Genomic DNA, 20468 nt, shown 5'->3' with positions numbered 1-20468 from the left:
GACCCGCGCCAACCGGCCCCCGACCCCCGCCGCGACGACGATCAACGCCGAAACGACGACCCGCGTCGTGAGGACGAGCCGCGCCGGGACGATGAGCCGCGTCGTGAGGATGACCCGCGCCGGGAGGACGACCCGCGTCGTGAGGATGACCCGCGTCGCGAGGACGAGCCGCGTCGGGAGGATGACCCGCGTCGCGAGGACGAGCCGCGTCGCGAGGACGAGTCGCGCCGCGAAGACGACTCGCGTCGTGAGGATGACTCGCGTCGGGACGATGAGCCGCGCCGGGAGGACGACTCGCGTCGGGACGACGACTCGCGCCGCGACGACGACTCGCGTCGGGACGATGAGGCCCGCAAGGAGGAGCCGGAGGCCGACCAGCCGGCGGAGGGCGACAAGAAGCCGACGCCCACGCCGCCGGAGCCCGGCGCGGGCCGGGACTTCAGCGATGTGCGCGCCGACATGGAAGGCGGCCCGCGAGGCCTCGAACGCCCGCACCCGTACGACCAGCAGCGGCTCGAAAGCCTGATCCCGCGCAATCCCGACGGGACTCCGCAACGTCATCCGGACCCGACCCAACCCTGGACGCAGGTCCAGAACGACGGCGGCCACACTGTGCCGGGTCGCGGCAACAACTGTGCGGACTGCAGCCGTTCGTTCCTGGAGTCCTGGTACGGCAACCCACAGGTCTCGGCACCGCGCACACTCGACGCGCTCCCGGACGGCAACTACGACGTCACCAGCCCGGAGCGACGTTCCAACGAGAACATCCAGGAGTGGGCGGGCACCGACTACCGCTACGACGGCGACCGGGACACGGGCTACGCCAACATCGAACGCGAACTACTCGACGCCGGCCACGGCTCCGCCTCCGTCATCGTCGTGAGCTGGCCGAACGGCGGCGGTCACGCCTTCAACGCGGTGAACCACAACGGCCGCGTCGTCTGGGTCGACAGCCAGACCGGCCAGGTGAGTACCAACCCGATCCACCCTCAGGCAGTCGGAGTCTGGCACCTCACCCTCGACGCCGACCGCAACCCGGTAGACCCCAACACCAACTCCCAGAACAACCAACAGAACAACACCCAAAACCCCTCCGGCCCCAACCCGGACACCAGCGACAACACCCCCCAACCACCCCGCCAGGACGACCCACCGACGAACCGCGAGCCAAGTAGCGACGCCTCGCTTGCTAGTCAAGACCAACAAAGCAGGCCGGAGGGCGCGGATCGAGAGAGCGCGACTGGCAGGGAAAACTCGTCGGTCACTCCTGACAGGCAAGATTCGAATACCCCGGATCGTGACACCGGACGGAAGAGAGGTGACCAGCCCGCCGACTCTGCTGCACAGGAAGGTCGTAGCAGCGAGCCGAAGGGAACTGACCGGCTGTCCGACAGCAGAGACGCCGACAGTCGGACACCGGAATCAGGGAGGGATGATGATCGCCCGGACCTCGCAACACCAGCTGCTGACAATGATCAGAGCCATTCCGATCAGTCTCCCCGTAATGACCACGTGGATTATCAACAAGGTGGCGATAACCCACGTGATCGAGAATCGAGTGACGAGCATTCGTCCGACCGCCGCTCGGACTCTGAGAGTATCGCCCGGCAGGATGAAAGCCAGCGTAGCGAATCCGACCCACTTCCTCCTGAGGCTGGCAATCAACCGCACGACACTCAGCCGCATGATGGAGAGAGGCCTGGGGATGAAAGGCTGGGACTGCCGCCGGACGCAGGCCAGGATCGGCTGCGCGAACTAGAGAATGCACCGGTTCGTCCGATCGATGATCATCAGAACGTCGATGACAGGCTGCGAGAATGGGCGAGCGATGGGAGTCTTGCCAACGTTCTCCATGCTGCAGCCGGTCAGCATGGAGAAGGTTCCGATCAGCCTCGAAGGTTGACGGCGAGTCAGCTAGAGAATGCCCTTCCGGGTTTTTCGCAACTGGACCGCGGTGAACGTATGGTGGCGGTATCTGCGATTGCGAGAATCAGTCACACCTTCCATCAGGAATATGGTGTCTCCTCTAATCCTGTGAAAATGGAGGGTAAGTCGTACGGAGGGGAGCTGCACCAGAAGAGAGGCGAGAAGGAATACGACTCCCTGACGCGTGACATCGATCCCGTCTCTGATGCGCTCAAGGATCACATGCCGGATCTGACGCAGCGCAACTATGCGGTGATCGAGGTCGAAGGGCCTAATGGTCGGGAGTATGTGGTGGACTCTTCGTACCCGACGCCCGAGGCGGGCGTTCGAGGGAAGCACTCGGAGAAGGCGCTACTTGATTGGATAGAAAAAGTGAACAAGGAAGGGGAGGGGCAGTACGATCTTACCGCTCTCTACACCGAGCGAGAGCCGTGTGGCAACAAGAAGGGCGGAGCGGGGAAGTCCAATTGCTCTGATCTCCTTGCCAAGAAGATACGACAGCTTGGCGTGGAAGTGCCCGTCTACTTCAGCACTACCTATCGCCGAGACGCTGAAGCGGTCCAGGAGCGGGATGCCTTGCGGCGACAGCTTCAACGCGAAGCTCGGCAAGAAACGGGAGTTAAGCGGCTAGAGCCAGAACAGAAGAGGGAGATTAATAGGCAGGTTTACGAACAGGTCCCGCTAACGCAGGCGGAGTTGGAGATGGAGCGGCAGATGCAAGCGCGAGTTGATTTGGTGAGGGAGGTCTGGTCAATTGTTGCTCCCAGCCTGTGACCTTGTGTAGTGTCCGTCGAGCTTCGGACATGTAATCAGAAGTGAGCGCTGGGTAGATGCATGTCCCGGCGGAGCGGTCGTTTCCGCGGAGTGAAGTCCCCTGACAAAGTTGAATCGAGAGGATCTGGACTCATGTCGGAGACGCGCGGCTACAGGGCTGTGACGGCTGAGGAGGCTGTGTCCGCTGTTGCGGAGCACTGGGCGGGGCCCGATTCCAGAGCTGTGGTCGAGCTGACCGGGGTAGCAGGGTCGGGGAAGAGCACGGTGCTTGAGCGTGTTCGGGACGCGTTTCCGTCCGCGCTGTGGGTGGACGCGACCGACCGCACGGCAGAGGACGTGCTGCGGAAGGTGCTTGCGGGGGCAGGCGCGGGCGAGGACGCGGCGGGGCCAGGGGACTGGCGGCGTTTCCTGCGGACCAGTAGGGCGCTGCGTGGTGTGCCGGTAGTGATCGCGAACGCACATCGCGCGGGGCGGACTCGGCAGTCCGTGCAGGCCGATCGCGTCGTGGACCGGTTGGTGCTTGAACTTGCCGTCTCGGCTGGCGCGTTGGTGCTTGTTGAGGCGCCTCGGGTGGAGCGCCGGCAGTTGCGTGAACGGTTGGCGCTTGCGTTGCGTTCGGAGGGAAGCGCCTCCGAGGCCGCACTGCCGCACGTCGATATGGCGGTGTTGGGTGCGCTTGCGTTGTGTGAGCCGAGGGACGTGCCGTTTGAGGTGTGGGCCGAGGCGCTAGCCGCGCTGGGCGGCGAGCCTGTGGAGCCGGTGGAACTGCGACGCCGTGCGGAGCGGCTGGATGCGCTTCGTGTCGCGGGTGACGCCGTGAGTTTTGTGGAGGAAGCGTTCGCGGAGCGCCTTCGTGCGGAGACGGAGGCTCGCCTGGGCGCCGGTGCCGTACGGCGTGTGCACCGGCATCTCGCGGGCTGGTTGCCGACGGCCGCGAGGCGAGCGTCGAACGATGGCGACTGGCTCGCGGAGGGTGGGCCGGTCGGGCGCTTCGCGGTGTACGGCCTCGCGATGCACGCCGTTCAGGCGGAGATGTTCGAGTCCCTGTGCCAGGACTCCGCAGCGCTGGCCCAGCTCGACAGGACCGCGCTGCTGGACGCGGCGGCCTGTCGCGGCGGCAGCACCGCCGTGGACTCCGTCGTAGGCGACGCCGTGAACCTCTGGCGGAGCGGACTGGAGTCGTGCGACCGGGCCGAGTGGGCGTCGTGGCTGCATCTGATGAGCACGGTCAGGGGAGACCAGACGTCGGCGGAAGCGGTTGCCGGTTGCGGTCTGAGGCTCCCGTGGCGGCTCCGCTGGTCGCGCTGGCGGCCGCCGGGGAGTTGGGACGTCTCCACTCTGTGGCCGGGGCCGCTGGCGGCCGTCACCGCGACGGTGTCGCCTTCCGGCGGTGAGCGGATCGCCGCACGGGAGGCGTGGGACGACCGCTACTGGCTGTGGGACGCGGCCACCGGTGAGCTGTTGGCCGGTCCCTGGCGCCACGGCGCACCCGAACCGGGCCAGCATGAGCCGTGGTGGCCGGCCGACCTGGCGCTTCGCCGCGCGCCCGCGTGGGTGGAGCTGACCGGGGCGGAGGCGAGTGAACCGCTGTTCAACGGCCGTGCCCGGGTGGCCGGCCTTGAGGTGCTGTGTGGTCCCGGCGGGGTCGTGGCCGTCGAGCCGGCCGACGAGCGGGCGTTCGGCGGAGTGGACGTGGGCAGCGGGCAGGCACTTCTCGTAGGGTTCGGCTACACGAACGGTGGTCTGCCTGATTCCTGGGAGGAGCCCCGGGAAGATGCCTTGGTCGCTCTCTTCGGGCGTTCCGCGCTGCACCGGCTGCCGGCCGACCGACTTCCGGACGAGCTGCGGGAGGAGGACGCGGGTGAGGTCCTCAGCACCATCGGTCTGCCCTCCTTCACCAGTACGGAGATGCAACTGGTGAACGTGGCGGAGGAAGGGCTCTTGGAACTCACCGAGGAGGAGGTCTGGGCGCACGTCGACGAACGTCCTGACGAAGCCGGCGCCGGACCCTACTACCGCCTCGGCGTCTGGAGCGGCGACACGATCGTACTGGACGGCGACACGGGTGGTGTCTATGTGGCGGCCCAGGAAGGTGAGTTCGGCTGGGACGAACCTCTGGTTGCCAGCAGTCTGCGCACCTTCCTGGCAGCCGTCCAGGCATACATGACCGGCCGCTGTCTGCTGCCGATGGCATCGAGTGCGGAGGAGCGCCGCGAGATTCGGGACTCCGTGCTGAGCGACCTGGAGTGGATCGATGAAGAGGGCTCCCGCTCGGAGGCCTGGGCCACAGCTCTGGAGGATTGAGAAGCAAGATGGGCAGTGTCGCTTGTGCTGAGGCGTTGGGTGTGTGGATGCGGGAGTGGGCGGCGCGTCCGGAGACGGCTGGTTCGGTGCTGTGGTTGGACGGCGTGGACGAGTTGTCGGCTCGGGCAGTCGAAGGTGAGTTCGAGGTGCCTGGGTTGGTGGTGATCGACTGTGCCGGGCTGTTGGCGGAAGAGGTCGCCGAGCGGGTGGCGGAGGGTACTGGGGCTGCCGCCCCTGAGCGGTTCGACGACGGCTTCCATGAGGTGCTGCGGCGGCGGATGCGCGGTGAGTGGCTGGTGGTGTTGCTGAACGTCGGACTGGCGGGGAGGGTCCGTTGTTCGGTGGCGCCTCGGCGGATCGCGTGGCAGGTCGCGGCGTCGCTCGCGAGATTTCGCGGCCCTGGGATGACGTGCCGTGTCGTCGCCCACGTGGCGGACGCGGGAGCCGCGGCGGCGGAGTGGGGAGGTGACGTCCGCACTGTTGAGGGCGCGGTGGCGCCGGGTGAGGTGGCGTCGCAGGGGCCCGGGTCATGGTTGAGTTGCCTCGCGTTGGCGGAGTCGTCGATGGTGCCGGTCGAGGTGTGGGCGGCGCTCTGCGGAGGGGACGTGGGCGGCGAAGAGCTGTCCCGCTTCGCGGAGGGCGCGCCGCTGCTGGAGGTTGTGGAGCGACCCGGGCTGGGTCTGGTGGTCGGGTTTGTGAGTGAGGCGGTGGCACGGCGGATGCGGGCCGCCGTCCCGGAGGGCGAGGCGGCGGCGTTTCACCGGGCGGTGCTCGAGTTGTTCGCACGTGACGCCTCGGCGTCCGAAGCGTTCGCGTGGTACGGGCGGCGGGCGTTGGCCGGGCATGCGGCAGTTGTGGGCGAACTTGATGCCTTCCTGTCCGATACGGCGGTGCTGGTACGGGTGGATCACGACGTGTTGTGGGACGCGTTCGAGCGGGCGTTCTCCGGTGTTCTGGTGCCGCGTGGCGGTCGGGCGGAAGTGCTGTACTACCTGGCCGAGCGGTCGGTGTGGCCGGGATCGCGGGGTGAGTGGCTGTCGTTGCTGCACCATGCGCTGCTGGTCCGGGGCGATCGTGCGGCGGCGGAGGAGATCGAGCGGCACGGTGGTGAGGTCATGCCGTGGCGGACAACGTGGGCGCATGTGGTGGCGCCCGGTGACTTCTCGACGTGGTCGCTGGTGGAGCGTCCGTCTGCTCCGCAGGTTCTTGAGCCGGCGGTCGCCCACGGCAGGCCGTCGGTGCGGGCGATCGATCGCGGTGAGGAGCCTCGGGCGTGGGATCTGGTGACGGGGGAGCCACTTCGCCGAGTTCCGGACGCACCGGAGTCGCCGGTGGTGGTGAAGGCATACCGTGGCCGCGACGGTTGGTCGCTGTACGGCTCGCGGCGGCCGGCCGCTGGTATTCCTCGCATGCCCCGGTATGTGGCGGTGGCGGCGCGGTTGCGCGAGCGTGTGGTGATGGCGGCGGAGGACGGGATCTTCGGCCTTGTTCTCGACGAGGCTCGTGCGGCGCAGACACCGACCGGTGTCATGAAGCGGCCATTGCTCAGTCTGGTCAGGTTGGCACCGCTGCCGTTGCCGTCGGAGGCGTCGCAACCGTCGTACGACTGGTTGGTGGCCGTGTGGGGTGAGGACGCCGTGCGGCGGTTCGCCCCGGAGGATTTGCCCGCCGAGCTGACCGACCCGGAGGCCCGGCGGTTCTTGCTGGACGTCGGCCTGCCGTGCGTGGAGGGGTTCCTCGAACTGGACACTTCGAGCCTGGCTTCAGGTGGTCTGGAAGTCGTCCTTCCGACCACGGAAGGTCCCTACGCGCTCGACCCGGACCGGGGCCCGTACTGTGCTCTCGGGCGTTGGCAGGAGGCGGAGTTGCTGCTGGAGTGCCGGACTGGCCGGGTGGTCCAGGACGGCTGGTCCGGGCTGACGGACTCGCTTGCGGCCTGCTCGTTGGCCGAGTTTGTCGCCATGGCCCGGCTGTACTTCTGGTGGTACCGGTCGCGTTGGCCCGAGGACGACCTGGCCGAGGACGTCCGCCGCTGGTGGGAGGAGATCTCGCCAGAGGCGGCGGCGACCGACGGCTGGCAGCGGGTCTTCGAGGACTACAACTTCGCCGACCGGATGTGACCGATCAGCGTTGGTAGGGGAGTGGGACTCGGTGTCTTCCGAGGAGGCCATCGCTGACGGCGAGGCCGGCGTTGCCAGAGCCTGTGAGCCGGCTGTGCGGCAGGTGCTTGACTGGTGGCGGGATGAGCGCGGGGGCGGGCGGCTGGATGTGGTCGGCGGGCGGCTCGCTGCTGATGTGCTGCTACAGGTGCATGAGCGGGTGCCGGAGAGTGTTCTTGTCGACGCGATGGGGTTGGGCGCGGAGGAGGTGCTGTCTCGAGTACTCGCCGCCGTCGGGGTGCCGGCGAGCGAACGGGACGGTGGGCGCTGGCGGTCGGCTCTCAAGGAGATCTCGCCTGTCCGGCTTGTGCTGATCGCCAACGCCGAGCGAGCAGGTTGCGCCCGTTCGTCGGTGCAGCCCCTCCACATCCGGGCTCGAGCGGCCATGGGGCCCCTCGCGCCGGGCGGTGGCCCGTGGGGACGAGGAGGTGGCCTCGGGCATCGTGTCGTCGGGTGTGCGGCGGCCGTGGGAGGCGCGTTGGGCACACTGGTGGCCGCCGGGTGGCTACGACGTGCGCTACCTGAGGCGCCCGCGCGCGGGCGAACTGTACCCGGTCCGGTGGGATGGGCGGCCCGCCGTAGCCGTTGAGGACATGGACCACCGGGAGTTCACCGTCTTCGACGTGGCGAGCGGCGCGTGCCTGGCGGGTCCGTTTCCGGAGGGTGATCTTCCGCTGTCAGTTCGGGAGTCGCTGGCCTCGGAGGAGGACGTCGAGACCGACGAGCGACCTCTGACCAGTGCCGACGTTCGGAAGGGCCGCCGCTCCGAGTTCGGAACGACTGAGAGTCTCTTTGAACTGGCGTGTCCATTCGAGGACATGGTTGTAATGGGTGGCGAGCGAGGCGTGCTGGGCCTCTGGACCGCTGACGCGGATTCGAGGCCTGAAGCCGGCCCGTTGCCGCTGTTGGGGGCCGTTCAGGCGGCTGGATACTGTCGTCCTGCCGACGCGTCTGAGCCGAGCCCGTCGGATCTCCGTCTGCTGGATGATGCTCTGGAGTTCGTGTCGGTCCCGGAGGACGAGATCCCCTCGGAGACCGTCGACTCCAGAGCTCGGGAACTGCTCGCCGCTCCGGGAATCGCGTCCTTCCGTGAGCTTGGTCTGGCGGCGTGTCCTGGAGAGCGCGGGTTCCTGGCCGAGGTGGAGTGGGATGATGAGCTCGAAGAGCCGGATGCCTCGGGGCCCTTCTTCTGGCTGGGCAGGTTCCTTGGCGGGGCCCTGGTGATCTGCGGTGAGACGGGCAGTGTGCTGCGGATGCCGTCCGGCCCCGACGAGGACCACCTGGAGGGATCTCCTCGCCTCCGACCTGGCCGCTTTCCATACCATGGCCGCGCTGTGGCTCGCAGGCCGACGACTGCTGGAGACGCTGGACAACGCCGACGAGGCGCACCTACTCCGCCATCATGTCCAGGACGCCATGTGGGAGATCGACTGGCGAGGATCGACGGCGGGTGCGTGGACGTACCCGCTGGAGAACGACTGAACCTGCCGGCCCAGCTGTCGATCGCCCCTCTGGCCAGGCGGCTGCCTCGGCGACGCGAAAGGGTGAAGCGACAGGTGACCGGCGCGGTCGCGCAACTCGTCGAGTGGTGGCGTTCTGGTGAGAACGCGCGTGCGCATGTTGTGGCCGCAGACGGTGGCGCCGGCGTGCTTCGACGGGTTCATGAGGTGGTGCCCGGCAGTGTCTTGGTCGATGCGGCCGGGCTTTCCGCAGAGGAGTTGCTCGCGGAGATCCTGGATCGATTCGCTGTGTCGGCGCGTGGTCGACGTCCGGCCTACTGGCTGGCCGAGATCAAGCGGATGGCGGCCGGCTCCCTGCTGCTGATCGCGAACGTCGACCGGGCCGGTCGCAGCCGTTCGAGCGGCCAGCCCGGAATCATCCGGGACCGCTTGGTGGGCAGACTCGCGCTTCGGATGCGGGTGGTGACGGGCGGTGCGGAGCCGGTTGACGAGGCTGCTTCCGGCGTCGCGCTTGTGCGGGTACCGCTGGGGGCGTCGAACTGGTTCGATCGTCCGGGGGAGGCCCCGGCCGAGTTGGTCGGGCTTGCGTTGGCCGAGCCTCGGCGAGTGCCGTTGGCGGTGTGGAGCGAGTTGGTGACGGCTTACAGTGGAGAGTCGGCGTCGCCTGTGGACCTGGTGAAGTGGGCCGAACAGTTCCCCGGTGTGGTCGGCTTGTCCGGCGGCTGTGCCGAGTTGACGGACGAGTGGCTCGCGCGCTGCCTACGGGACGCGGTACCTGGTGACGTCGCGACGGGGGTTCACCGCCACTTGGTGGAATGGCTGCGCAACCACGTGGAGCCGCATCCGGAAGGCTGGGCGGCCGACGGCCCCGTGGGGCGCTACGCCGCCGACGGCCTGCTGGCGCACGCCGCGCACCCGGACCTTGTCGACGAAGTGATCGGTGACGGCTCTGTGGTGGCGAACCTTTCGCGTGAGGCGCTGCTGGACCTGGCGGGTTCGGCGTCGGAGGCGACGGCAGGCGACACGGCCGCCGCAGACGCCGTGTATCTCTCGTACTACTGGGTCGACCCCGAATCCCAGCGGGAGTTGGCCGCGTGGCTGCACCTGATGGCAACAGCGCGTGGCGACTTCGAGTTGGCCGGCGGAATCGCCGAGCGTTCCGGTGTGCGCCTTCCGTGGCGAACCCGGTGGACCGCATGGCGACCACCCGGGGGCTACCATCCGCGTTTCCTCCGCCCCGGCCCGGTGGGTGAGCTGTGTGCCGTGCGCTGGGACGGTGTCCCAGCGGTGGCGGTCTTCCTGACGGCCACCGACGAGGTGGAGATCCGTGACATGGCGAGCGGTCGACGGCTCGCCGGGCCGTGGCCTGAGGACGAGTTCCCGGAGGAGGCGCGGGGAAGGCTGACGCGGGAGGACTCCGCAGACTCCGCAGGGGATGGTCAAGGCCCGTACAGTGGCAGGCAGTTGCTTGACCCCGGTCGGCTGTCCGACGACCGGCCGTCGCCGAGACTGCTGGAACTCCCCCTCAGCTTTGATCGAAACGTCGTGCTGGCCGGTGGCGGTGGAGTGGTTGGAGTGGAACTGCTTGATCCCGGCCTCACCGGCGTTGAGCCGTCGAAGCGGAGGCCCCTGCTGGGTGCCGCGGCGGCGGCAGGACCGTGTGTGCCCCACGGCGCTCCGGAAGTGACCGCCGCTGATCTGGAACGTGTGGTGCGGGCGGCCTGTGTTGTCCGTCCAGCGGCAGACGCTCTCCCGGAGGGCATCGAGCACTCCGGCACCCGGAAGTTCCTGTCCGAGGTGGGAGTCCCCGAGTTCGCCGCTATCGGTGTGGCGCTGCGCCCGCGTGAGGAGAACTTCCTGGCGGAAGTGCCGTGGGACGCCGATCTTGAGGAGCCGGAGTCCGCGGGCCCGTTCTTCCGTCTCGGCGGTTTCGTCGGAGGTGTACTGGTCGTGGACGGCGTCACCGGCGCTGTCCTACGTCGGCCGTCGAGCCCTGACGAAGACGGGCTGGAGGGTAATCTTCTCGCCTCCGACCTGGCGAGCTTCTACACGATGGCGGTGTGGTGGATCACGGGGCTGTCCCTCCTCAGGGACATCGACGAGCATGACGAGGCGCACATGCTGCGCCAGCACATCGACGACGCACTCTGGGAGATCGACCGCGACGGTTCCGCAGCCGGCGCGTGGCTCTACCCGCTCCGAAACGACTGAGAACCGATGCCGATGCCTCGATCTGAAGCTCTCTCCCTCAGCGAGACGGTGGACCGGCTGACCGAGTGGGTGGCGTCGGTCCCGCCCGACCGGCGGATGATCCATCCGGGCAGTGCGCCGAAGGCCTTCCTTGTGGTGCCGTCGGGCGACGGCGGCCTGGCGGTGCTGCGAGAGGTGCACCGACGGGTTTCCCGGAGCGTTCTGGTGGACCTGACCGGCCGAACCGCCGAGGACGCCGTCCGTCAGCTGCGGTCGGTCACCTCGGAACGTGACGGCGATGTGTGGACGGTTCTGCTGGCGAACACTCATCGAGCCGGTTCCGCCCGTAGCTCTGTGGAGGAGACGCGGGTCGTCCGGGACCTTCTGCTGCACCTCAACAGTGAGCGGGTGCCGGCGCTTGTGCATGTGCGAGGGCGCGCGCAGCTGTCTCGGAACGCACAGGACGTCTACTGGCTGGATGCGGCCGACCGCCGTGCCCCCGCGGAGTTTCCGCTCACTCCCGAGATCTGTTCCCTCGCCTTGGCCGAGGAGCGTGCCGTCCCCTGGGGCGTGTGGCGGGAGCTCGTGCGCGCGTACACCGGCGCTGAGGCGACCGAACAGCGGCTTACGGAGATTGTCGCTGAGTGGCCGGGAAGGCTGACCGAAGGTCCGAACGGAGTGTCCTTCGCCGACGAGCTGGATGCCGAGCGAGCGCGCGATCACGCCGACTCCGCTACCGCGCGATCCGTCAACCGGTCGCTTTTCGCATGGCTCTGGGGCCGTCGAGGTGAGTGGCGGCACCCTGCGGGGTGGGCCGCCTCCGGTCCGGTCGGGAGGTACGCGGCACGAGCCCTCGCCATGCATGCCGCTCTGGCGGGTGACAGCCCGTTGGAAGAGGCGGGCGCAGGCTGCTTCGAACTGCTCATCGCCGACGGTGCGACTGTCGCTCACATCCCACAGCTCACCCTGCTCGATGCCGCAGCGGTCGCGGGGTACAAGGGCGGCGATTCGGCTGTTGGTTACGCCGCGCACCTGCTCGACCGGGACCTACTGATCGAGACGCAGGCGCACTGGGCTTCATGGCTCCACCTGATGTCCGTGGCTCGTGGTGACGAGGCATACGCCGGAGCGGTGTTGAACAGCGGAATTGATCTGCCGTGGCAGTGCGCGTGGGCGCGCTGGAGGCCGCCGGGCGCGCTGCATCCGGACTTCCTGGATGTCCCGCCGGCCTTCGAGCTGACGGAGGTGTTCTGGAACGGCACGCATGCCGTGGCTTCGTTGTGGGAAGACGGCACGCTCGACTCGGTGTGGACCGTTTCGGGTGGCGAGTGCCTATGGCGGAGGTCGGACTCCACACTCGAAGAAGCCCTTGACTCTCTTGCTCTGCGGGACGAGGACACGGGGGCTGCTGGCCGGCCCGTGCATGAACTGCGAGACGTATACGAGGCTGTCGCCTCCGGCCCCCACTTCTACCCTTCCCTGGTCGCGACTCCCTCGATTGTGGCGGATCGGACCGTGGTGCTGGGCTCCGGCCCTGAAGGCTTGTTTGCCATCACAACATCGCCTCTCGACGACCTGGACGTGCTGTCTCGTTCGGCTTCGGAGCCGGTGGGAGGCTACTTCGAGCCGACCGAGATCACACCGGCTGGTTCCCAGCCTCCGACCCTCACGGACGTGCCCGCGATGCTGGGCGTCTCTGCTTGTGTCCCCATCCCCACCACTCGAGTCCCAGCTGATCTCCGGCACGAACCGACTCGGGAACTGCTGACGGGCTTCGGCGTGCCCCGGATCGATGTTGCGGGGCTCGTACTCGACCCGGACGACAAGCGATTCCTTCAGCCCTACCAGCAGCGGCGCGAGCCGCAGCCATCAGGAGACGCTGTCTTCTGCTGGCTCGGCGAGTTCGCTGAAAGGTCCGTGCTGGTCCACGGAGCCACTGGGGCGGTCTACCTGGTCCCGCTCACGGGTGGTGACGGTGAACTCCTCGCGCAGAGCGTGGAGTCCTTCCTTGTGATGGCCGGCATGGTGCTGACCGCAGCCCTCACAGCCGCCGGACTGGAGTACATGGGGGCGTACGCGGACCCTCTCCTCGCCAACCTGGAGGCCGCGTTGCGCCGTATCGACCCGGCCGGCGGGCAGGCGCCGGCCTGGACGGACTTGCTCGACCTGCTAAATGAGGCACGCTGAGCCGACCGGCGCTTGGGGCGGACAGTATGTTGCGAACTCTGGCGCCGAGCGGCTGGTGAGGGGCGAAGGAGTGTGCCGAGAATGTACGTGGACTGTTGTGGTCTCACCGCCGAAGCTGTCGTGGAGCGAGTCGGCCAGATCGTTGAGCCGACTCAGGTGCCTGGTAGGGCTTCTTCGAGCGGCGGTTCGCTGACTCTGACGAACGTGGGGCTGGCGGGCGCTTTCGTCGAGTCACGGGAACGTCGGAGAGTCCTTGAGCACGTTCAGCCCTGGGTCGCGGACGAGTTCGGACTAGTGTGCGTTGTCGTGGAGTACGAATACGGTGGTCCCGCCCTCGGTTTGTTGCTCCCGGATGATTCTTCTGAGGAAGCCTCGGCTACGGCGTTGGCCGTGAAGTCGGCATCTGCCCTCGAGCTGTGGGATGCGCCGGAGATGGTGTGGGTCGAGATCGCGGCGGCGCTTGATGTGCGAGGGGAGCTGGGTGCGTGTCGCGATGCTCTTGACGTCGATCCCCGACTGTTCGGCGTAGCCGCCGATGTGCCGGGGATGGTGCGGTTCGCTGATGGTTATCTACATCTGGCTGCGTGTGCCGCGTTCGAGTTGAGCGCGGCTGAGCGGGGGAGGGTCACGAGGGCGCTGTGGCGACTCTGGGAACGGCGGGATGAGGTGGACAGCCGCGTTCGTTCCTACCTCGATCAGGCGTTGCCAGTGCATGCGGCACGGTCCGGGGAACTGCCGCGGTTGTGTGGAGGATCCGGCGTTGGTGGCCCGGGTGCCGGCGGGTGCTCTGGCGCACGCGTTGGCAACGGCCTATCCGGACGGGGTGCCGCCTGGCGGCTTGGCATCCGACGCGCACTACTTGCTGGCGCAGGGCGTGCGTCCTGGCTGCCAGGAGGAATGGGTGGCGTGGCTGCAGCACGCGGCGGTCTGCCGCGGAGATGTGCGTTTCGCGCGAGGACTGGAGTCCGCTGTGACCGCGCTACCGTGGCGTACGCGGTGGGCTCACTGGCGTCCGGCTGGGGCATTGCCGTCAGCGTGGTGGGAGCCCGCAGACCACGAGCTGTGTCCGACGGAGAATTTGAGGCTCGCTGGCGAGGTTGGTGCGGAGCTTGTTGAGGACTGGCGGGAGATTGACGACGGGGCGGAAGTGGGTCACCGCGTGCGTCGGTGGGATCCTCTCGACGGCACGCTTCTTGAGGTAGCCGATCGCGGTGCAGAGATGCCCAAGCGGTTTCCAGACATCCCGTGGGTGGGCGCCGATCACGCGTGGCACTACCAGGGTCGATGGCGCTCGGTTGGCGACTCGTCCGGTGAACTGTTCTGGATGCCGGAAGCCGTGCTCGAGGCTGTACGGGTGGCCGAGGAGGGACCGGGACAGGCTCTGTGGGTGTTCTCCGGGGCCGGAGGGCTGTTCGCCCTGTCGGCGGACACGGCGGCGGTACGTTCCGTACCCCTTGCCGACGAGCGGCGTCACTTCGTTCCGGGCACGGTCACCTCGGCGACGGCCTGGCCACTGCCGTGGCCCCTGGGCATCGGCGAACCGAGCACAGAGCTCCTCGAGCGAGTCTTCGGAGCCGGGAAGCTGCGTCCACTCGGTGACGAGTGGTTGGAGAGTCTGGAGCATGCACCGACCCGGCGCCTTCTGGAGCGGGTCGGTTGGCCGGTCTCCTTGGGGATCGCCGGGCTCTACTCCTCAGACACCTGCGCGTCTCCGCCGCGATTGGTCGACGGCAGCACGCGGCTCCTATCTGGACTGGGCGCCTTCGGCTCGGGCACGCTCCTACTGGATCGGACGAGCGGTGAGATATTCGTTGCGCCTCGTGCTGCCGCTGATCAAGTCGTGCGTGCGGCCGCCGATGTGGCCCGGTTCCTGTCGCTCCTCGCCCTCAAGCATGTGGTGCTCACACTCCCGCTGACGAGCGCTGACCCCGAGGTCGACGACCTCGCCCGCAGTGCACGGCACTGGTTCGAGACGATCGAGCCTGGTAGCGGCGCGAGTCATGCGTGGGCAGACATCTTCGATGACTTGGAGGCGCTGTCCGACGACTACGGCATGCTTCTTGAGGAACTGGACGGCTGGGAATAGCAACCAACTTCGGAAACAGGACGAGCATCGGGCGCAGTCGGTTGCCCTGCCAGGGAAGTTGTCGAGCGGTCAACACATGAGCGTTGTAGCGTCCGAGTTCGCTTCCGGCTTGCGTGAGTGGGCGTCGCGAAGCGAGGGTGGGGCTTTCCTTGTGGGTTGGTGCCGAGGTGGACCTGTCCGTTGCTGAGTTGGAGGACGTGCTACCGGCGGCTGGTCGGGCAGCGATTGACTGTGCGGGCTTGTCGCCCGCAGAGGTGGCCGAGCGGGTGGCTGTCGCCACCGGGGCGGCGTTGCCGGAGAGGTTTGACGCTGGCTTCTTGGACGTGGTGGGAGCGTTTGTGGACGCCCTCATCGCCAACCTGGAGGCCGCGTTGTGCCGCAGCGAACCGGTCGGCGGGCAGGCGCTGGCCTGGAGTGACTGGCTCGATTTCCTGAACGGGGCGTGGTGAGCGTTGACGAAGGTGTCGTTCGAGGCCGCGTTGCGGCGGGCGGAGGAGTGGTTGGCGGCGCCGTCGCGACTGTTCGAGACGCTTGCGGTGCGCGGCGACGCGGGCAGCGCAAGACGCGACTGGTGGAGGAGCTGGCCGGGCGGGTGGACGGCGCCGTGCTTGTGGACTGCGCTGACTTGCCGGCGGCCGAGGTGGTGCGACGGGTGCTGGTCGGGCTTGGTGCGCGGCCCGGCGCGGGCAGTCTGGTGGCGGACGCCCGGCAGGCTCGGCGCGGTGGCGTGGTGATGTTGACGAACCTGCACTGGGCCGGATCTGTCGTGACCTCGAACGAGGCGGGTCGGGTGGTCTCCTCCCTTCGGCCGTTGCGGCAGTTCGCCAGGCACCAGATCCGCTTTGTGGTCGAAAGGGCCGCTCCTCGACCATGGGTGTTCGTGCCGAGTCGTAACGAGGTGGTGCTTGCGGCGGCTGAGGGGGAAGGCGGCGATCGAAGTGCTTGGGCAGCCGGGCTGCTCGACCGTCATCCCGAGCTGGGTGCGTTGGCCGTGGCCGAGTTGCGTCGTGTGCCTGTTGAGGTGTGGGCGGAGTTGTGCGGCCTGTTGGGAGCCGTGACGTCCGTGGGGGCCTTGTCGGCGAAGGTGGAGGCGGGTCCGGAACTGCGGGACATGCTCGACCTGGACGCGGAGCGTGGTGTGGTCCGGTTCCGTCGGGAGTCGTATCGTGAGTTGCTGCGCGGGGCGGGGTCGGTCGATCACGGTCTGGTGGTGCGGTTCCTGCGTGAGCGGATGTCCGTAGAAGACGGCGGGCCGTGGTCGGTGAACGGCGTGCTGGGGCGCTACACGTCGCGGACGCTGGCCGGGCATGCCGTGCGCGCGGGCACTCTTGAGGAACTGCTCCGCGACGGTCGTGCACTGGCCGAAGTGGACCCGAACGCGTTGGCGCACGCGTTGGCCGTCGCCTGGCCCCGGGGCGTGCCTCAGGGCGGGCTACCCGCTGACGTCCACTACCTGGAACGGCTGGGCGTTACCGGCACACCGCAGAACGAATGGGTGGCCTGGTTGCAGCATGCCGCCGTAACGCGTGGGGACCTGGAACTGGCGGAAGCCCTGAACGAGTCACGCGTGGTGCCGCTGTGGCGCACGGTGTGGTCCCGTTGCCGGCCGTACGGCTCGTTCGGAGGTCTCCGCACCGCCGAGGGCCTGGTTCCCGGACCACTCCCCGACGGTGTGGAACCGTCCGACCTGTTGGACAGCGACAGTTGGCCGTTGCCCGACCCTGGCCCGCCGATCAGGGACATCCATGGGTCGCTGCCCGGGTTCGACCAGCGGCCGCTGGGTGGAGATCGCTGGCTGGTGACCGGCCCGCCCGGCGTGTTCGCCGTCGAGTCGGCGCCGGTGCAGCGAGACGAGTCGGCACTGTCGGAACTGCCCGAGCCGTATCCGGTTCCCATCACGCGTGCCGCACCGTGGACGTGCCCGGCCGAAGCGTTCGCGGTCGGCGGGCCCTCTCGCCACTGGCTGGAGGGTACGTTCGGGCCGGGAAGCTGCCGTCGGCTTGCTCCGGACCGTCTGCCCGATGCGCTCGTTCACGAGAAAGGCCGGGATCTCCTCACCGATGTCGGGCTGCCGGCGCTGCATCGGCACCTGCCCTGGCTCACCACGCTTGACCTGGCCAGCGAGCCCCTTCAACAGGAGGGGAGCCGCTTTGCCATCGGAGTGTGGACCGGTGGTGCGATCTGGCTTGACGGCGACACGGGCGCGCTGCACCTGGACCCTCGCAGCGGCTACTCCGACGACCTACTGACCGGCAGCCTCAACACTCTGCTGGTGCTGCTGCGGCTGTACCACGAGTTCCTGATCAGCGACTTCACGACGGAGCATGAGAGGGAAGACGCCCGCCGCAGTCTCGTCGGCTGGGCGGAGGAGATCGAGCCCGCCACCGTAGAGGCGGATGCGTGGCGGCAGGCCCTGGCCGGCGATCTCGACGGTTGAGGACCGGGCGCTCTGGCGCGATGAGCGGCTGTGACAGGCTGACAAGTCACAGCCAGCGGCGGGGAGGCGTCGGAATGGCCAGCTTGGGCGAGACAGACGTACTGGCACACCTCGACAGATGGGCAGGCGGGGACGTCGAGGGCGCGCGCGGCGGTTTGTTGTGCCTGGATGGCGGGCTGGCGGTTGGTAAGACGAGCCTCCTGAGGCAGTGGGCTGCCGAGCGCTCGGACACGCTGTTGCTCGACGCCGCGGACAGTACGGCCGAGGAGTTCTTCGGGCGGCTGGTCGACGCGTTCGAGGTGCCGTGCGAACCACGCGAGCGCAACGCGGAGTCGTACGCCGGCGTGCTGCGTCGGGCGGGCACGACGCGGACTGTGGTTGTCACCAACGCACAGTGGGCCGGCGCGGTGCGCACGTCCGGTGAACCGTTGCGCCTGCTCACCTGTGGTCTGGCGTCGTTGGCGAACGCGTGGCGGAAGACCGGTGTGCGCTTCCTGGTCGAGATCGACTCGTCCGTCGGCCTGCTGGCCGGGCTGCGGGCCCCCGTCATCCGGTGGACCGGCACGGTGGGACGTCGTGGGGCTGATCTACCGGCGGAGTCGTCGCCAACAGAGATCCAAGCACTGCGAGTGCTCGCTGCGGCGGAGCGTCGGACGGTGACCTTCGACGAGTGGGCCGGACTCTGCCGGCTCGTGGTTCTATCCGCCGAAGTCGATGACCTGCGTGCGCTGAGTACTCAGGCCGACGAACTGCTGGAGATCGACCGAACGCGCGACCACGTGCGGTTTTGCTGGGAGTGGCAGGTACAGGCTATCCGCCAGAGCACATACGGCGAGGATGGCGAGCGACTGACCGTGGCGTTGACTGAAGGGCTTCTTCGCGAAGGGCAGGACGGCACATCCGTACTTGCCGGCTACGTCGCTGAGGCCCTGCCGGCGCACGCCGCTCGGGTCGGCCGCTATGCCGAGGTGGTCAGCGAGCCTTGGGTGCTTGCCGGCTGCTCGGCGAATGCTCTGGTGGAGCCGCTACCGGCCGCCTTCCCCGGTGGCGTACCGGCCGGCTCAGTACTGGCGGATCTGCACACCCTCTCGACGAAGGGGGCGGACCGTTGCGCGCATGGCGAGTGGCTTTCTTTCCTCCATCACGCGGCTGTCTCGAGAGGAGACCACGCGCTGGCCGAGGCGCTGGTGGAGCACGCGCCGGTGCCACTGCCATGGCGCACGATCTGGTCGCGGTGGCGCGTGCCCGGTATGTACCGGGTGTCGGTCGACTTCCCCACCCACGTGCGTCAGGTGTCGCCGGCTCCTTCCGGACAACACGCGCTGAGCACCGACGACCGTGGCCAGATAAGAGCCTGGCGAGTAGATGACGGAGGGGAGGTATCCGTCACGGAAGCCGAGGCCGCTGCGACCAGCAACCTGCGGTCGATACCGGCGTTCAACGCCGACGCCGACTATGCCTGGGTCGCTCTGAGCGACCCAGGAACCGGCCAGACCCTGGCCAAGCTGCGCACCCACGGAGTGGAGATCTTCGATGGTGCCGCCGCGATCGGCGACATCGTGGTGATGGGCGGCACTCAGGGACTGTATGCCGTGAAGGTCGACCTCGAAGAGGCGGCGCGGGCCGCTACCGAAGACCCTGGTCAAGCGGTCTCTCCTCTCACGACCCTCGCGCCTCGGGACTTCGAGCCGGAGTGGCGGTCCCCCTCCACGGAGCTGCTGACGACGGTGCTCGGAGAGGGCAACGTCACCGTGCTGCAGCCTGATCTGGTGCCGGCAGGGGTGTTGGACGTCCTCGCTCGCCGGCAGCTCACGGAGGTCGGGCTACCAACTGTCGACAACTGGTTCGGTCTCTCCGTGTTCTCGCCGTCCGACCGGGCTCTCACGGAGGTCGACTGGCACCGGCACCACGGCGCGACGCCTCCCCAGGACAGCGGTCCGCTGTACGAGTTCGGCGAATGGCTTGGTGGGGTGCTCTGTCTGGACGGCGCATCGGGACGGGTGCTCCGGGTCGCCGGTACGGCGGCCCCGGACGCAGCCGAGCCAGCGGACCCCGTCGTGGGGACGAGCCTGTCCTCCTTCGTTGCGATGGTCACGCTCTACCGGGCGATACTGTCCGCCTACGAGTCGGCGGCGGGCGACGGCGAGTATCTGCTCGCCCAGCTCCGCCGCTGGTTGCCGGAGATCGATGCCACGGCAGCGGCCTCACCGGTATGGCAACACGCCGTCGATCAGCACAACTTCGACGCGCTGTAGAGGGGGAACGGGGCTCATGCCGGGGACGCGTGGGGTTCGAAATGGTGAGGTGGTGCGGGTGTTGCCGGATAGTCTCGGGAGGTTTGCCGCTACCTACTTCCATCTGGAGATCGCCTACGAGCCCGGGTTCGAACTCCGCGAGACGCTGTACGCGTTCAAGGAGAGCTATGTGAACGCCGTTCGCTCGGAGTTCGCGGAGCTGATCCGTGAAAGGTGCCTGAGCGTCGCGGACTACGAGGGGCTCACCTCTGTCGAGTTCGAGAGCGAGGCTGAGCTGTACTTGTACCTTGGCGATATGTTCGAGCATCTCTTCGGTGACGGGCGTGCCAAGCCCGTGCCTCCGAGCTGAGGCGGTGGGGTGGTGTTCGTGAGGAGTGTTGAGGAGGCGCGGGCGGTCGTGGTGGAGCGGTTCGCCGTTCCTTCTGCTGCTGACGGGAGCGTGTGGCCGCTTGAGGTGAGGGAGTTCGACGAGGCGTACGTGGTGCGGCCGGGCGGTCGTCCGGCACCGGTGGAGGCGAGTGGCCCTCCGAGGTCGGCTGAGCCGGGGGGTGCGACTTTTGTGGTCGCGAAGGAGAGTGGTGAGGTCACCACGCTTCCGAACTGTCCGTGTGGGCAGGCCATCGAGCTCTACCGTCGGTTGCGGGCCGCGCGGGCCGCTCCTTCGGAGCGTGGTGGCTGAGTGGGCGGGGC

11 protein-coding genes are annotated in these 20468 nt (G+C 68.1%); all 11 read left to right on the top strand.

Annotated features, from left to right (window positions below):
• Window positions 1–2700: toxin glutamine deamidase domain-containing protein (locus FNX44_RS09970; protein WP_143647664.1), on the top strand; the 2700-nt coding region annotated here is incomplete at its 5' end.
• A gap of 264 nt (window positions 2701–2964) precedes the next feature.
• On the top strand, window positions 2965–5004 hold the full coding sequence (locus FNX44_RS29675; RefSeq protein WP_173019142.1) for an SUKH-4 family immunity protein: 2040 nt from the start codon (window positions 2965–2967) through the stop codon (window positions 5002–5004).
• A gap of 8 nt (window positions 5005–5012) precedes the next feature.
• The gene (locus FNX44_RS09960) at window positions 5013–7124 is read left to right on the top strand and encodes an SUKH-4 family immunity protein (RefSeq protein ID WP_143647662.1); all 2112 of its coding nucleotides are present in this window, start codon (window positions 5013–5015) and stop codon (window positions 7122–7124) included.
• 632 nt (window positions 7125–7756) lie between these two features.
• On the top strand, window positions 7757–10834 hold the full coding sequence (locus FNX44_RS09955; RefSeq protein WP_143647661.1) for an SUKH-4 family immunity protein: 3078 nt from the start codon (window positions 7757–7759) through the stop codon (window positions 10832–10834).
• Window positions 10835–10846: 12 nt separating this feature from the next.
• A complete protein-coding gene (locus FNX44_RS09950) occupies window positions 10847–13000 on the top strand; it encodes an SUKH-4 family immunity protein (protein WP_143647660.1) in 2154 nt (717 codons plus the stop codon).
• Between the two features lie 1078 nt (window positions 13001–14078).
• Window positions 14079–15086, top strand: coding sequence for an SUKH-4 family immunity protein (locus FNX44_RS09945; RefSeq protein ID WP_173019141.1), 1008 nt, complete (start codon window positions 14079–14081; stop codon window positions 15084–15086).
• A 266-nt stretch (window positions 15087–15352) separates the two neighbouring features.
• Window positions 15353–15535 (top strand): hypothetical protein, encoded by a 183-nt coding sequence (locus tag FNX44_RS09940; RefSeq protein WP_143647658.1) that lies wholly within the window; start codon window positions 15353–15355, stop codon window positions 15533–15535.
• 122 nt (window positions 15536–15657) lie between these two features.
• Window positions 15658–17523, top strand: a complete 1866-nt coding sequence (locus FNX44_RS09935) for an SUKH-4 family immunity protein (protein WP_143647657.1) — start codon at window positions 15658–15660, stop codon at window positions 17521–17523.
• Window positions 17524–17597: 74 nt separating this feature from the next.
• The gene (locus FNX44_RS09930; RefSeq protein WP_173019140.1) at window positions 17598–19778 is read left to right on the top strand and encodes an SUKH-4 family immunity protein; all 2181 of its coding nucleotides are present in this window, start codon (window positions 17598–17600) and stop codon (window positions 19776–19778) included.
• Between the two features lie 16 nt (window positions 19779–19794).
• Window positions 19795–20127, top strand: a complete 333-nt coding sequence (locus FNX44_RS09925; RefSeq protein WP_143647655.1) for a hypothetical protein — start codon at window positions 19795–19797, stop codon at window positions 20125–20127.
• A 9-nt stretch (window positions 20128–20136) separates the two neighbouring features.
• On the top strand, window positions 20137–20457 hold the full coding sequence (locus FNX44_RS30130) for an SUKH-4 family immunity protein (protein WP_498371009.1): 321 nt from the start codon (window positions 20137–20139) through the stop codon (window positions 20455–20457).
• Window positions 20458–20468 lie beyond the last annotated feature (11 nt).

The sequence above is a fragment of the Streptomyces alkaliterrae genome, assembly GCF_007097205.2.
GTDB lineage: Bacteria > Actinomycetota > Actinomycetes > Streptomycetales > Streptomycetaceae > Streptomyces > Streptomyces alkaliterrae.
This window is presented reverse-complemented; position numbering and strand designations above follow the sequence as displayed.